General features: G+C 28.5%; 21 protein-coding genes. 3 read left to right on the top strand and 18 right to left on the bottom strand.

Features of this window, described 5'->3' with window-relative positions; translation table 11 throughout:
* Positions 1 to 231: 231 nt before the first annotated feature.
* The 3 genes from COL3_RS29095 to COL3_RS28375 form a co-directional block, all read right to left on the bottom strand.
* Positions 232 to 381 (bottom strand): hypothetical protein, encoded by a 150-nt coding sequence (locus COL3_RS29095; protein ID WP_008418600.1) that lies wholly within the window; start codon positions 379 to 381, stop codon positions 232 to 234.
* A 382-nt stretch (positions 382 to 763) separates the two neighbouring features.
* The gene (locus COL3_RS28380; protein WP_008418602.1) at positions 764 to 1,561 is read right to left on the bottom strand and encodes a DUF4097 family beta strand repeat-containing protein; all 798 of its coding nucleotides are present in this window, start codon (positions 1,559 to 1,561) and stop codon (positions 764 to 766) included.
* A gap of 285 nt (positions 1,562 to 1,846) precedes the next feature.
* Positions 1,847 to 2,260 carry a thioesterase family protein gene (locus COL3_RS28375; protein ID WP_008418604.1) on the bottom strand — a complete coding sequence of 138 codons (414 nt, stop codon included), beginning with the start codon at positions 2,258 to 2,260 and terminating at the stop codon, positions 1,847 to 1,849.
* A gap of 140 nt (positions 2,261 to 2,400) precedes the next feature.
* Between COL3_RS28375 and COL3_RS28370 the strand changes: the two genes are divergently transcribed.
* Positions 2,401 to 3,015: a manganese efflux pump gene (locus COL3_RS28370; RefSeq protein WP_008418606.1), complete on the top strand. Its 615-nt coding sequence runs from the start codon at positions 2,401 to 2,403 to the stop codon at positions 3,013 to 3,015.
* Between the two features lie 121 nt (positions 3,016 to 3,136).
* Here the strand turns inward: COL3_RS28370 and COL3_RS28365 are convergent, their stop codons facing one another.
* The 13 genes from COL3_RS28365 to COL3_RS28305 all read right to left on the bottom strand — a co-directional run bounded on the left by COL3_RS28365 (position 3,137) and on the right by COL3_RS28305 (position 12,357).
* Positions 3,137 to 3,847 (bottom strand): MBL fold metallo-hydrolase, encoded by a 711-nt coding sequence (locus COL3_RS28365; RefSeq protein WP_008418609.1) that lies wholly within the window; start codon positions 3,845 to 3,847, stop codon positions 3,137 to 3,139.
* 32 nt (positions 3,848 to 3,879) lie between these two features.
* A complete protein-coding gene (locus COL3_RS28360; RefSeq protein WP_008418610.1) occupies positions 3,880 to 4,704 on the bottom strand; it encodes a pentapeptide repeat-containing protein in 825 nt (274 codons plus the stop codon).
* Positions 4,705 to 4,974: 270 nt separating this feature from the next.
* Positions 4,975 to 5,250: a hypothetical protein gene (locus COL3_RS28355; RefSeq protein ID WP_008418612.1), complete on the bottom strand. Its 276-nt coding sequence runs from the start codon at positions 5,248 to 5,250 to the stop codon at positions 4,975 to 4,977.
* Positions 5,251 to 5,417: 167 nt separating this feature from the next.
* Positions 5,418 to 5,633, bottom strand: a complete 216-nt coding sequence (locus COL3_RS28350) for a hypothetical protein (RefSeq protein ID WP_008418614.1) — start codon at positions 5,631 to 5,633, stop codon at positions 5,418 to 5,420.
* Positions 5,634 to 5,741: 108 nt separating this feature from the next.
* Positions 5,742 to 6,446, bottom strand: coding sequence for an FTR1 family protein (locus COL3_RS28345; protein ID WP_008418615.1), 705 nt, complete (start codon positions 6,444 to 6,446; stop codon positions 5,742 to 5,744).
* Between the two features lie 76 nt (positions 6,447 to 6,522).
* Entirely contained in the window at positions 6,523 to 7,236 is a 714-nt protein-coding gene (locus tag COL3_RS28340) for a Crp/Fnr family transcriptional regulator (RefSeq protein ID WP_008418617.1), read from the bottom strand.
* 277 nt (positions 7,237 to 7,513) lie between these two features.
* A complete protein-coding gene (gene ric / locus COL3_RS28335; protein ID WP_008418618.1) occupies positions 7,514 to 8,248 on the bottom strand; it encodes an iron-sulfur cluster repair di-iron protein in 735 nt (244 codons plus the stop codon).
* 72 nt (positions 8,249 to 8,320) lie between these two features.
* Complete coding sequence (locus COL3_RS28330; protein WP_008418620.1) at positions 8,321 to 9,076, bottom strand: DUF438 domain-containing protein; 756 nt, start codon at positions 9,074 to 9,076, stop codon at positions 8,321 to 8,323.
* Positions 9,077 to 9,314: 238 nt separating this feature from the next.
* On the bottom strand, positions 9,315 to 10,076 hold the full coding sequence (locus COL3_RS28325) for a SagB/ThcOx family dehydrogenase (protein WP_008418623.1): 762 nt from the start codon (positions 10,074 to 10,076) through the stop codon (positions 9,315 to 9,317).
* Positions 10,077 to 10,438: 362 nt separating this feature from the next.
* Positions 10,439 to 10,672, bottom strand: coding sequence for a hypothetical protein (locus COL3_RS28320; protein WP_242982211.1), 234 nt, complete (start codon positions 10,670 to 10,672; stop codon positions 10,439 to 10,441).
* An 84-nt stretch (positions 10,673 to 10,756) separates the two neighbouring features.
* Positions 10,757 to 11,227 (bottom strand): pyridoxamine 5'-phosphate oxidase family protein, encoded by a 471-nt coding sequence (locus tag COL3_RS28315; protein WP_008418627.1) that lies wholly within the window; start codon positions 11,225 to 11,227, stop codon positions 10,757 to 10,759.
* A gap of 24 nt (positions 11,228 to 11,251) precedes the next feature.
* Positions 11,252 to 11,512: a TfoX/Sxy family protein gene (locus tag COL3_RS28310; RefSeq protein ID WP_008418630.1), complete on the bottom strand. Its 261-nt coding sequence runs from the start codon at positions 11,510 to 11,512 to the stop codon at positions 11,252 to 11,254.
* A 272-nt stretch (positions 11,513 to 11,784) separates the two neighbouring features.
* Positions 11,785 to 12,357, bottom strand: a complete 573-nt coding sequence (locus COL3_RS28305) for a flavin reductase family protein (protein ID WP_008418631.1) — start codon at positions 12,355 to 12,357, stop codon at positions 11,785 to 11,787.
* Between the two features lie 135 nt (positions 12,358 to 12,492).
* On the opposite strand from COL3_RS28305, the gene COL3_RS28300 reads away from it, so the two are divergent.
* Entirely contained in the window at positions 12,493 to 12,837 is a 345-nt protein-coding gene (locus COL3_RS28300; RefSeq protein ID WP_008418634.1) for a helix-turn-helix domain-containing protein, read from the top strand.
* Between the two features lie 122 nt (positions 12,838 to 12,959).
* Positions 12,960 to 13,103 carry a hypothetical protein gene (locus COL3_RS29090; protein WP_008418636.1) on the top strand — a complete coding sequence of 48 codons (144 nt, stop codon included), beginning with the start codon at positions 12,960 to 12,962 and terminating at the stop codon, positions 13,101 to 13,103.
* Between the two features lie 200 nt (positions 13,104 to 13,303).
* On the opposite strand, the gene COL3_RS29085 is transcribed toward COL3_RS29090, so the two are convergent.
* Both COL3_RS29085 and COL3_RS28295 read right to left on the bottom strand, forming a co-directional pair.
* A complete protein-coding gene (locus tag COL3_RS29085) occupies positions 13,304 to 13,480 on the bottom strand; it encodes a hypothetical protein (RefSeq protein WP_008418638.1) in 177 nt (58 codons plus the stop codon).
* 83 nt (positions 13,481 to 13,563) lie between these two features.
* Positions 13,564 to 14,316 (bottom strand): MBL fold metallo-hydrolase, encoded by a 753-nt coding sequence (locus COL3_RS28295; protein ID WP_008418640.1) that lies wholly within the window; start codon positions 14,314 to 14,316, stop codon positions 13,564 to 13,566.
* Between the last annotated feature and the right edge of the window lie 18 nt (positions 14,317 to 14,334).

Genomic DNA, 14,334 nt, shown 5'->3' with positions numbered 1-14,334 from the left:
TGTTTTGCTTCTGGTATTAATGTTCTGTTTCTTCCACTATTGTTTGATGACATATAAATCTACCTCCCTTAATTAATATAATTTTGCTTGGCAGTAATATATTAACCACTATCACAAATTATAATCTATAAAAATATTAACAGAAGTAGTATTGATAGCTTGTATTAGATGACCTTAGTTTTTTAACTTATAAAATGTATTCTTTCTAGTTTTATCTTATATTTTAAGCCACTACCAGCGGCAACCACCAACTCTGACACTCCAATTTCTTAATTTCCTAACAGTCTGCTCTTTTTGATATGCATAAAATTCATAATCTGATTTAGACCTTCTTTTAATAATATCCTTAATAGTTTTTCTTGCTAGCTCTTTTGGTGTCATAGTGTTTTCACCATCCTTATTTATTTTTATTTTTCATTTTAATTTTCTCAAAATTTTGATAAATGTATTCGCATATACTGTTAAGTCTTTGTTAAACTATGGGAAATAAAAAAATGACATCCTTATTTCTTTAGATGCCATTATAAAAATTCAAATTAATATCCTCTTTTATAAACTAATAGTATGGTATTTTTTCTGCTTAGAATCATTAAACTTCTTAATAAACCAAAATATCATAATGATGCCTAAAACTGCTCCTATTATAATTAAATCTTTTGGTATAGGAGATATACACTTCTCATACCATTAAACCTTAGTTTATAAGCATTCTTATTAAAATATATAGCAGGTTCATGCTATTATTTTCTATATCATTTTTCACTTAGTTTCTTACATTTATTGCCCCTACTCCAACTTTTAAATCGAAGGTGTACATTTCATTATTGGATGTTGTTGCATTAATTTCACACTTTCCAACACCTTTATGTGTCAAGAACTTAACTGGTGCATTTTGGGGTATTGTAATATTTGTTTCACCTACACCACCATTATATCTAAAATTCCCTCCCACTTCAGTCATTTTAACACGTACTTCGCCTACGCCCCCAATAATATCAATATCTCCGCATTTATCATTTAAATTAAGATCAACTTTTCCTACTCCAGACTTTAAATCTAATTTATCAAACCTGATATTTCCACAATTTAATTCTCCTGCTCCACCAGTGATATCCATTTTTTTAACTTTTATTCCCTCAATTTTTGATGTTCCTGCTCCTTGTTTAAATGTAAAATTACCATTAAATTTTGAAGGAATAGAAATATTAATTTTAGTTTTATTAGCTTCAGTATTTATCAAAGATCCAAACAATTCATATCCTTTTTCAACAATTTCAATTTCATTACCAATTTTATTTATATCAAAGCCTTTACTTTTATCTGAGAGTTTACCTGCTATCTTTACGTCCTCTCCATCATAACTATTAATATTCACTTCAGCCGCACAAACTTCAACGTTAATACCTGTTGCATTATCAAGAGCTACTTGTTTATCAATTACACTATCATTGCTTAAATTACTACTTGCATTATTAGCTACTGTATTTCTTGCATTAACGTTGCATCCAATAACTAAAAACATCAGCATCACTGAAATAGCTAAAAAAATTATTTTTTTCATTATCCTAACTCCTTAAAATTAAAATTAAAATTTTAATATCTCTCCTTTGATTTAAATAGCAAAAAAACAAATATTATATTTTTAATTCTAAACTTGAAACCTTAATTTAGTATTTATGAATTCCTTAATTTTTCTTAATATTTTGTGGGATATAAGTCAATTGGTGGCAATAAAAATATTTCTTAAATAAAGAAAAAAGTACACTCGGTACTTTATCTGCTTAAATATTTCAATTTTTTGTAAAGAAGAACTTTTAACTCTTCTTTTAAAAAAATAACTTTCTTTTTACAACAATACTTGAAGTTTTTCATATATGTCCGGATGAATTCTTTTAAGATTTATTATCTTAAAGTCATTGTTAACAAAAACATGTAATGTACTTCCTTTAGAAAGTTCCTTTTGATCTTTTTCTCTAATAACTGAATAATTAAACTCAACCTTAACTGGCGTTAATTCTTTGACCCAAGTTTTTATAATTAACTCATCTTCATACTTTGCACCAGTAAGATATTTGCAGCTGCTTTCAGCTAAAGGTATCAATACACCTTTTTCCTCCATTTCACTATAACTAACACTGCTTCCTTTTATAAAATCTGTTCTACCTGCTTCATACCAAATTAAATAATTAGAATGATGAACTATACCCATTTTATCAGTTTCTGCATATCTTACAACAATCTTTGTTTCGCTTATATACAATAAAAACACCCCTTTTAAGTAACATTATTATCTTCTTAATTATATAGAAATAAGTGGATTTAATAAAGTAGCTATATTTTTCATTCATCATATCAGTTTTAAACCATATATTAAAGCATGGATGTGAAGGAGGGCTATATATGGCATTAATTTTATCAGCAATCTTATATAGTTTATCGTCAAATTTAGATAACTTAGTTGTAGGAATAGCTTATGGAATAAAAAAAATAAATATTGGAATAATACCAAACCTTATAATCGCAACTATTACTTCGATTGGAACGCTTATATCTATGTCACTTGGACTATATATCTCAAAATTTTTACCAATTTCAATAACTAATACATTAGGTGCTATAATAATTATTTTTCTAGGAGTTTATTTCTTTATTCAAAGTATACTAAATCTTATAAATAATAATAAAACCAAAGATCTTGCATTGAAAAATATTAATGAAATGATTGAATATGCTGAAAAATCCGATTTAGATAATTCCGGTAGTATAAATGCCAAAGAAGCTTCTTTTGTAGCATTTGGCCTAACTTTCAATAATTTAGGTACTGGACTAGCTGCAAGTATTACAGGTGTTAATATTGAGGTTACTGTAATATCTACATTTATTTTCAGCATACTTATCATTTCACTAGGTAAGTCTCTAGGAAATCATATATTAGGAAAGTTTTGTGGTAAGTATGCCCCGTTATTCTCAGGAATATTATTAATAGTTCTCGGCATTATTGAATTTTTTAACTAAAACTAATACAGGTAGTTTAATTTTAGCTTTAATTTAAACTACCTGTTGTCTAAATATTCACAGAACTTTTGGATATAAAATCCTAACAATCATCTGCAGGAAAAATATTATTTTTATAATTTTACATATTAGCAAGCTCTGCTATTCTCTTATTTGGGCTGTCTGTAAATACTCCGCCATGATAGCATATAACTATTTCTATATCATATTTTCCTAACTTTTTTAATGATTCAACTGCTTGTATCATATCAAATGTATATTCAGGATTAGGCCCACTTAACTTGCCATTTATTACATTCATTGCATCTCCTGTTACTAATGCCTTATATTTTTTTAAATAAAGACAAGTATGCCCTGGAGTGTGGCCTGGAGTATGAATTACCTTTATTCCTCCGCAATAAGGAAGTTCCTCATTATCTTCAATAATTTTATGAACCTTTGTCTTAATTCTTCTAATCCCCTCTAGCATTTCAGTACGTTTATCTTCTGGCATAGACGCAAGACGCTCTGGCGTAAGTTTTATTGGTGCTTTATCACCCTCAATATAAGGTTTTTCACCATTATGAGCTAATACTTCTATTGCATTTTGAGAATGATTAACAATATTAGATAAGCTTCCAATATGATCAAAATCGTGATGAGTAATAATTATCTTATTTATTTTATCCAAAGATATATTAGCCTTATCCATTTCTTTTCGAATATTTTCTATCTGTCCTGGTAATCCACTATCAATTAATACTACATTATCTTCATCCCATATTAATGTAAGATTCATTCTTCTCTCTTCACTTCCTAATTCAAGTACAGATAAACCTTCAGCAATTTTCATTTTACTCCTCCTTTTATTCTCACTCGTGATTTTTACCAGTTAACTGGCTTACTAATGAACTTTGGCAGCTTTGTATTACCGTCACCTTTTGCCGAATTAACCTGAGCCTGTGTTAAAAAAATACTATTTGAAAGATTAGCTCCCCTTAAATCCGCATCTCTTAAATCAGCTCCAATAAGGTCTGCAAAACTTAAATCTACTTCCCTTAGGTCAGCTGCAATAAGATACGCTCCACTCAAATTTGCGCCACTAAGATCTTTTTTTCTTAAATCTGCACCAATAAAATCTAAGCCTCCTCCAAAAATTCTTTTACTCTTTAATGTAGTAGTTTTATTATTTCCAGCCCTTTTTCTTACGATTTCACTGGTCTGAAAAAGCAGCGAATTAACACGTGGCCTAAATAATACCATATCAAACTTTACTAATGATTCAGCACTTAAATTTGTTATATTTTCTATTTCACTTATCATTGCTTGTATTTTATCTTTAGCATTTTTTTCAAACTGTAATTCATAGGCTTGTGTTAAATACCAGAGCATTTCATGAAGCTGCCTCATAATAAGAAACACCTCAAACATTTGGCTTGAAAATCCCGGTGTATTTATCCAATCTTGTCCATCATATGTAATTTGAGCAACCTTTTGCCCGGCACCAAAACAATCATAAGCTATACATCCCTTAAGCCCCTTTTGTTTAAGTTTTTTATGGACTTTGCATAGAAAGTCATCTTGCAGGTTAATACACGGCTTACCAGCATCCTTATTTACCGGAAATCCCTCTGAAGCTGAAAAGTATAAAGCAACACAACACAGCCCAAAACATTTTTCACAATCAGCTTTTAAATTATATAAACTCATATTCATTCTCTCCGCATTCACAAAATATTTAACTGTCATTCATTATATCACAACTGCTATATAATTCAATTTACTAATTAATTAAATGGTAACTTACTGGAAATATAAAATATTTTTTAAATTTCTCTATTTGATTATTTAGCAAATATGTTTAATTAAAAAACTAAATTATAGTTTTAAGTATGTATACATTGAAATGTGGAAAAAATGTTTTAAATAGAGGTACCCAAAATTCAATTATGAAATTGCGGTACCTTTACCTAATCTTAGCTATGCCTTAAATTTTTCATATAACTTTTCAATAATTGCAAAGATAATTAAAAATAATTCTACTCCCCAAATAAATATGGTATCTATTATATCTCCATAGCCACCATACTGTGATAAGTACAACAAAATATAAAATATTATTAAAATAATTAGTAATAAGCAGATCACATATCTCATTATATTCTTCTTTAGAATATTTTCAAAACTCTTTACACTAAAATATACTATCCCAGCTATTATAAGCGACAGTATAAGTGATGCTATAATTATATCCATAAAATAGCTCCCCATTATTTAGTATTATATTAACCATTATATTCTGACTTCTAGTATTATTACCAAACTACTTCTAAAGTATAGTTACTTACTTAATTTTCAAATAATGTAGTTAATATATGAAAAAATAAAAAGAACCCTATTTCTAGAGTTCTTTAGCCTCTTATTTACTTACTACTAACGGTTTTAGAGACTGTTTCATATAGTTGTTTTAAACTAAAGCCTTCAGACTCATTAGAATTATTTTTAAATAAACTTATAACATATCTTATTTCCGAGCTTTCTCTATCAAATTCTATTTTAGTACTTGGATTCTTAATAATGGAATTAACAACATTCCAAACATGCTTCTCTTTAACTTGTTTATCCTTAACCTCTTTCATAAATCTCACCCCCTTCATATAACTAATTATGCAAAAAGAGGTAAAATCCTTCTAAATATCAAAAAATGCCGTATATTCGCTCTAATGAATAATACGGCATTTTTAATATTATTTTATTTTATCGGAGTTTATATATTTTTTTAAGTCATTTTTTATCATTATAAAGTAACTAGGAAGCGCATATACCAATATACCTACAATGAAAGCTTGTGAAAAACTTTCACTAAATAATACATCTAATGCATCACCAAAGTAATATGCACCGAGTCCGATCAAAAATAGGTTTAATATATAAAACACTAGACTTATATTAAGATTTGAAATTCCTTTAGCCACTACGTAAACACATAAAGCTGCACAAACTAATCCTAATAAAGCCATACCTGAGACAAAGACAGGTGAATCTGCTGAACTCGTTAAAATAAACAATATTGCTTCTAAAAATTCTCTAAAAAATGTTATTGCAGCAATGATAAATACTCCCTTTTTACTTAATGAAATGAAACGTTCATTTGGAACAGTATTGAAGGATTTATTTTTCCGTAAAAGAACCACACTATACAATATTAATCCTGATAAAACTATTCCTAATATTCCATCAAACAACTCACTAGCAGGACCGTTTAATAAAGCAACTTGCGAAAATATTACAGCACCAATTATAATGGCAATAACTCCACCTAAAGCCCCTCCAAGGGTTACACTTCTACTCATATCGTACATTTTGTTTTTATTAAAATAAATTACCAGAGGGATAATCACCAAAAAAATTTCAATACCTTCTCTAAAGCATATAATAAATGGAGCAAACATGAATTTTCACCTCCTGCTTGCTATATTATATGCTTAAGTTAGTCAATATGTTTCAACATATTTTATTATTGTAACTTTATATATAATCTCTTAATCCTTCCTCATTCAAAATTATAATATTTTTTGTTCCTATTATCTTTATCAGTTTCTCATCTTCAAACTTCTTCAATTTTCTGCTAATAGTTTCCCTTGTTACTCCAATGTAATTAGCCATTTCTTCTCTAGACAAAGGCAGCTTTATAGATACTTTATTCTTTGTTATTTCTCCATATTGCTCTATTAAATCTGTTAATAAATAAGCCATTCTTGAATCAACATCATTAGTAGCAAGATTTTGAACTAAATTTTCTACCCTTGATAATCTTTCCCCAATGGTTTCTAACAATTTTATTCCGATCTCTGGTTTTTTCATCATTATTTCTTTCATTTCATCTTTAGTAAGTGTACATATTTTTGCATTTTCTATTGCTTTAGCATTAAATCTATATTTAGAAGGCTTTATGAGTTCCAACTCTCCAAAAAAATCTCCCTCTGAGAGTATATGTAATATTTGTTCTTTACCATCCTTAGTATATTTATATAATTTTATTTTTCCTTCATTTATAAAATAAAGAGTATTAGATACATTGCCTTCTGTAAAGATTACATCTCCCTTAGTAAATTCTTTATGATTAATGTTTCTTACAATTTCCAATAGTTCTTCCCTATTTAAATTTTCAAATATAGGCACCTTGCTTGCACAAAGCTCTCCTCTACAATTATTACAGCAATTACCACAGTGTTTATTCACACTTCACTCCTCCTTTACTCATTTATTATTTTTGATCTATAGTTTAAAAATAATTTTTTCTCACAATCAATAGCTAGCGGATAATATTACACTTCCATACTACCAATTTATTCTAATTTAGTATGTAACAATTGTTACTCTAACAAAATAAGAAATCTTGTATTATATAGATGCTACGTGTGAGCTTTTCCGTTCATTCTCTTGATGATTGATTATATAATAAATAAGGATGCATCAGATTCTTTTCTGATGCACCCTTAAATGAATATCAAAAAATTCATTTTACTTCTTTATTTAGTGAGTTATTTTTTAATTCATAAAGCCTTGGAAATAATATATTATTTTCTAAATGTATGTGCTTAAATATATCTGCTTCCATTTCTTGTAGCTTAGAATAAGTTAATCTATAAGTAGTGCATCCATTAGCTGGAACATCATAATCATTAGTTAGCGCCCTTAATTCTTTAAGTATATTTCCAGCTCCAGTGTGTTCATCTTGTAGCTTATTAATAATATTTATTGCCTTATCTAAATCATCTTCACTGTTACTTGTTAAAAATGCCTTAATTGCAGGGTATTGAATTGTCTCTTCTTCGATTAAATGAGCATCTAATTCCATTTTAACTGTATGAAATAACTTATGGACTTTTGAAAGCTCAGGATGATTTTCTCCATGTACTCTTAATATTTTAGTTGTTAGTTCGCTTATTTTAGGAAGATTTTCATAAAGATAAGCATGATGTACATTTATAATTTGATCAACTAATTCATCAAGTGGTGCAAGCAACCAGTTTCTATCTTTTGAGTAAGGATTGCTTTTGATTTTCTCATATTCATTGTTTATTCTTTCTAATAGTTCTGTTTCATTAACCCCTTGTTCTCTTACCGCTTCTATTAATGGTCTATCTCCACCGCAGCAAAAATCAATTTTATATTCCTTGAATACATCTGCAGCATTTGGGAACTTGCTTACTATCTCTCCAATTTTTTGATTGCTATTAAATGTGTTCATTATTTATACCTCCTTTAGGCCATTTGCTATAAATTTCTAGTTAGTTTTCTCTAATCATATTTGCTAAATATATTATATTTCTGGTGTAAAACCACAATATCCTATTTCATCGCATCTTCTCTTCATATCATTCCATATTTCATCATCTTTTATAGCTTCTATTGCTGTAGGATATAAAATATAATTTTCTTTAAATATATGATCTCTTAAATTAAATACTATATATTTAGCTGCATCATCAACTTTTTCTTTTAGCTCCTTATAATCTAACTCAGAAGCCTTTTCTGCTATTTGTTTTAAAAACTTTTTTTTTGCCCTTAAGTCATCATGTTCCATTCTCATTATTCTAGTTGGTCCTGTAATTGCTCTATCTTCCATTTCGCTAAATAATACTTGCTCTTCTCTTAAATGATGTTTTTCTGCGTCCAAGATATTATTAATAACAGTATTCAATTCGCTAAATTCTTTTATGCAACTATCATAGCTTTCAGACTTTTGAATCTTAGAATTAATTTCCTCAAGTTCTGTTAAAAATTCAAGAATTTTTTCATGTTCAGCAATAAATGTATCCACGACATGTCCTAGTCCGATTTTAGTTTTAATTTTATCAAGTTCTCCTTTTAGTACTTCCATGTGAATATCGCAAAGGTGTCTTAAATCTTGAGGATTCATTCCTTTTTCTATTAAGTTTTGTTCTGCAATTGATAGCTCAATTGGATTTATATCAGAAACAATCCCTAAAGCTTCTTTTCTTAAATCTTCTGTCACTCCATTTTTATTTAATTTTTCCAAAACTTCAGTTAAATTTTTTATTTTTGTAGTATTCATTGTTAATTCCTCCAATCTGGATTTATATTGATAGTAGTTTAAATAAGATTGTTTCTTTCTATACACAATCTGTATCTTTTAAATCACTAATATTTTTCATGAGTTATAAATTTAATTCATTTAAATTATCTTATCGACAAATTTTCTAAACCATTATCTATTCTCTATGAGATTATTTTAAGTTATTTAATTTAAATATAATGTGATTTCAATCAAATTTTTTTAATTTATTATTCCTTTATTCTCGCTTTTTTCCAACTGCTGCAAGGTATATTATAAATTCTTCGTCTCCATCTAAACCTAGAAGTGTATCTATCATATCTTGGTCATATATTCCTACGGCACAAGTCCCTGCTCCAATAGATTCGCTTGCTAAATAAAGATTCTGGCATACATGGCCTACATCTATTAATATCTTCTTATGAGCCGTAATATCATACTTCCATTCTGAACGATATGGCGTTGTACTCCATGCAAATAATACTGCAGCTTTCTTTGCGAAATTAGGCACAAATGGCTGTTCTAATGTAATTTCATCTATTTTATTATCTATTTCATCTAATTTAAACATAAATAAAAGTTTATGCTCTACTGGAAGATATCTATATACTCCTTCCACAGTCCCTTCAACATTTCTGATAAATAAATATGTTTCAAATGAATGAGTTGCACCACTGCAAGGAACTGTCCTTAAAGTAAGACCTGCCTTATTAGTTTCAGTGATTCCCTGAGTAGCCCATAAAAGATAAGATAATTCATCCAACTTCATTGATTTATCAGCATAAAATCTTGTACTTCTTCTTTTCTTTATACACTCATAAATGTTAGAGTTTTCTACAACTTTCTCATTGACAGTTGGAAGATTAATAATATTAGAACATGAATCGTAAGACTTAAAAACAGGTGGCTGAGGAATTCCATTCATTTTATCAGTTTTTATGTTTTTAAATTCACTAAAATTAGATTTTAAAAATTCTCTCTGTGCTTTATATTTTGTCATAAATATTCCTCCTTTATTTTCTTATAATTTATGATATTTCTTGTCTATAAAAAAGTATGTATCATAAGTTACAGTGATAAATTTTATTAGGTAATTAAAAACAGCCACATGTATTTATGGCTGTTTAAGTATATAATATTTAACCTAAATGGAGTTTGTAAGCTACATATCAATATAATATTTTATGATGTTTGCCCCTTATAAATTAACTACTTGTTTCCAAAACTATTTTTCTCATCGGTCTAATTCATCACCATTTATAATACTTAATCTCAAATAGAAAGGAACTCATTTAAATATAATCAATAATATTTATAAATTCTGAAATTATAATATCTGGTTCTTTTTTCAATGTATTTATGTTACCCATTCCTCCCCAGCCTTGTTTTACCCAGATAGTTTTCATATTCACTATGCCAATGTACTTTATTTAAACCAAATTCCTTCAAAGCACATTTATATGCATCTTTATTTTGTTTGGCATAAAAGCTCATTTTCTTCAAAAATTCATCTTTAGAAGGGGCATTTTTCTGTTGCAATGTTTCCATTGTTCTATAGTTATCACATTGTTCTTCATTAATAAATGTAGACCCCATATCCATGAATATCCATTCAATTAAGAAAATCACCTCCAATAAATTAATATTTGTAATACGCACCCTTAAGTTAGAATTTGTAAATTAATCAATTATTAAACTATCAAATGTAAATGGAAATTCCTCAGCTTTTTTATTTTCAAAATCAACTTTATATCCAATTCCGCTTTTATAAAAGAAACCCTGCTTTAATTCTATTTTCACATAACACATATTTTCATCATTTTCGTTGTTGTGTGCAAAATACCAAGGTTCAAATGCCTTTATCAATTTTTCTCTAATAACATGATTTTCTTCACATAACGGATGTCCAATATTACAGGCAGTTCCGCTAAATCGATAAAGTTTATTACACATTGATATTTCAGAATTTTTTTCAATATCGTTTACTTTCTGTGATTTTGCATGAGAAACAATATAAAAAGCACCATTATCATAATAAGTATCTACAAATCTAACAGATGGAATATTATCATTTGATGTTGCCAACGCAAATTGATAATCTTTTGCAAATAACTCTTCTAAAACATTTAAACTTTTTGTGTATGTAGTCATCTTTAATATCTCCTTTGTGAGTTTCTATTTGCTTTTATGCCAATTATAAAAATCTTTTAGGTCTGTTTTACGTTCCTGTGGTAACTCTGTTTTCTTAACTCCGTGAATTGCGCCTTCCAGTGCTAACAATCTATGAATGCATGCAGAAGCATCAATTTCTTGTATTTTTAACCACGCCTGTTCTGCGCCAATATCCTTTAATTCGTCATATGTGAATATACCTACTTCATTTAACTGTCTTTCAACTTCTTTTCCGATGTTAAGAAGTTTTGATAATTCTCCCATAATGAACCTTCCTTTCAAATTATGATTTATCCAGATGTTATACAAATAAATCTTACTTTACCTTATATATCCATTATGCATTATCTATAATATATTTTGCAATGCTGTCCTATTAAAATTTTATTTATAAAAAATAGAGTAGATTTTATACCACTCTATAAAGCTATTTGTTTATGATTAAAGATCAAAAAGCCATACCCTACCTATTGCGACATTTATAATTTACCCATCACTATTTATTCAATACTTTTCTAAAACTCAATTTTAAGTACTCATTTTTTGTTTTTGATATTTTTTCCTACGTGCCACGCCTTGCCTATCTTTTCTCCAACGCAATAATAATTAAATTCATATACAGAAAATAAAATTGGATTAATCTTTTTTAAATCTGGAATATTGTTTTTAAGATATTTTTCCTCAGAATACGTTTGTACTACTTCACCTATCATAATTATGTTAGTTCCTCCTAAATCTAATTCATGGATGACTTTACATTCGATATTTATAGGGCATTCTTGTATCATTGGAGCAGTATTAAGATTTCCGTAAAAGGTACTAAATAATTTAGATTTATCAACATTTTTTCCAGATACACTCCCACAATAATCAGTGATTTCCAACATTTCTAAGGATGGAATATTAACGCTGAAAGATTTGTTTTGTTTAATTCCATCACAAGTATAATGTTCTCTATTAAGTGAAATTGAAATCATAGCTGGTACTCTATTTACAATGCCACAATATGAAACATTTAAATAGTTAGCCTTACCTTTAACATTTGCACCAATTAGTACTGTAGGTAGTGGATAAAGGTACCCATTATTTCCAATCTCTATTTTATTCATTTTATACTTTCCTCCTTAACATTCAGCAATTTATAAATCAAATTTACCTTAATTCCATATATTGTACAAGTACCTACTTTTTAGTATAATACTATACAGAGAGTAAGTATGAAAAATTAAATAGAAGGTGTATCTATGTCAATAAAAAATGAAAAGTCATATGATTGTCCTATAGATTTTACTATTAATTTAATTGGCCAAAAATGGAGCATGTGGATTTTGTGGACACTGCAAGATAGTCCTTTACGTTTTGGAGAAATTAGAGATAGAATCCCTGGAATTACTGAAAAAATGTTAATACAGCAACTAAAGAAATTCGAAACTTATAACATTGTTGCTAGAAAAGTATACCCAGAGGTTCCTCCTAAAGTAGAATATTCACTAACTGAACACGGTAAGAGTTTAAAACCAATGATGCTTTTAATAAAACAATGGGGAGATGAACATTTATTTATTCAGGAATCTTCTCTAAATAAATAAAGCTTTAAATAGATTAGTTTCTTTATTTAAATACACAATAATAATTTAATATTTCACAAAATCTAGTTTATAATTATAATAACTTAAAGATATTTTATATGGAAAATAAGGAGGAATACATAATGGCTGGCTGTAACGAAAAAAACTGTACATGCTTAAATAATAATTGTGAAAGACATGGTAAATGTTGCGAATGTGTTAATTTTCATCGTAGCAATGGAAATCTTGTTGCTTGTTTAAGAGATTTGAAAATAGAAAACAAATAATTTTTAGTCAAAAGCCCTACTGGGCTTTTGATATTATCCTTTATCTCCTTCTTTATTAAGTTCAATTCCTCAAATGTATACTATAATTCTTTTTTCATTCTATAGGTATCTTTTTATCATTACTTTTTACAAGTGTATTGCGCCTATTACACTGATAACTACTAGTTATAATATTAATCTCCATTTAAATAGGCTGGGGATTACATTGGAATTAATACTCTTGGTTTTTCAAATATGTAATTTGTACCTTCAATAGGATTTCTGCCTGAAATCAAATTCATTCCGGTAACATAAAGAGCGTCTGCCATAGCACGTGGATCTACTGGAACTGAACCCGCCATGAATCCGTTATTTATTAAATCTTTTGCTTCAGGCATTTCATCAATTCCAAAGACCGGACGTAACGAGTTTTTTCTACAACTTCACAATAAAGAATACAGTGAAACTCTGTTTTACTTCCTTAGAAATTTAATATTTCTCCATCATTCGGTATGAATATATTATTATTTATAATATTACTCTCAATAAAACTTTTTAAGTCTTTTCTTAATAATCTGCAATGGTTCCATGCTTCCATGTGTACTGCAACAATCTCTATATTTGTATATCTATGACATAATTCATACAGATCCTCTGAAGTCATTGTAATAGGTTGTCCATAACTAAATTGAGCACTACCACAATTACAGACAACAACATTAGGCTTAAATTTCTCTATTGATTCTTGGACTTCTTCACACCAAACAGTATCTCCTGTAATATAAACTGATGCTTCATCAAAAAATGAAATAACGAAACCTGATACTGGTGCCATCTTTTCAGCTAGTTCATCGTGTCCATGTTTTCCGCTTGTACGGTTAATGCTTATATCATTCCAAACATAATTGGTATGTATAGGATGTACTTCAGTAAATCCATAAGATTGCAATTTAGCTTCATCTTCAGGTTGGCAAAATACTGGAATTTTTTTAGGCAATATACTTGCTGCAGCTTCATCAAAGTGGTCTCTATGCGTATGGGTAACAATAATAGCATCGCAATTAGTAATGTGATTAATGTCTAATGGTAACTTAACTAATGGGTTATAATTTTGGTTTGGTACATCTGGTACTGGATCCATAGAACCAGCTTCACTTAATAGAGGATCTATTAATATTCTTTTATTATTTAAAGTTACTATTAAAGTGGCATGCCTTATCAATTGAATCTTCAATGTTTATTCCTCCTATCA

This window comes from Clostridium sp. LS, assembly GCF_002760435.1.
Lineage (GTDB): Bacteria > Bacillota > Clostridia > Clostridiales > Clostridiaceae > Clostridium.
This window is presented reverse-complemented; position numbering and strand designations above follow the sequence as displayed.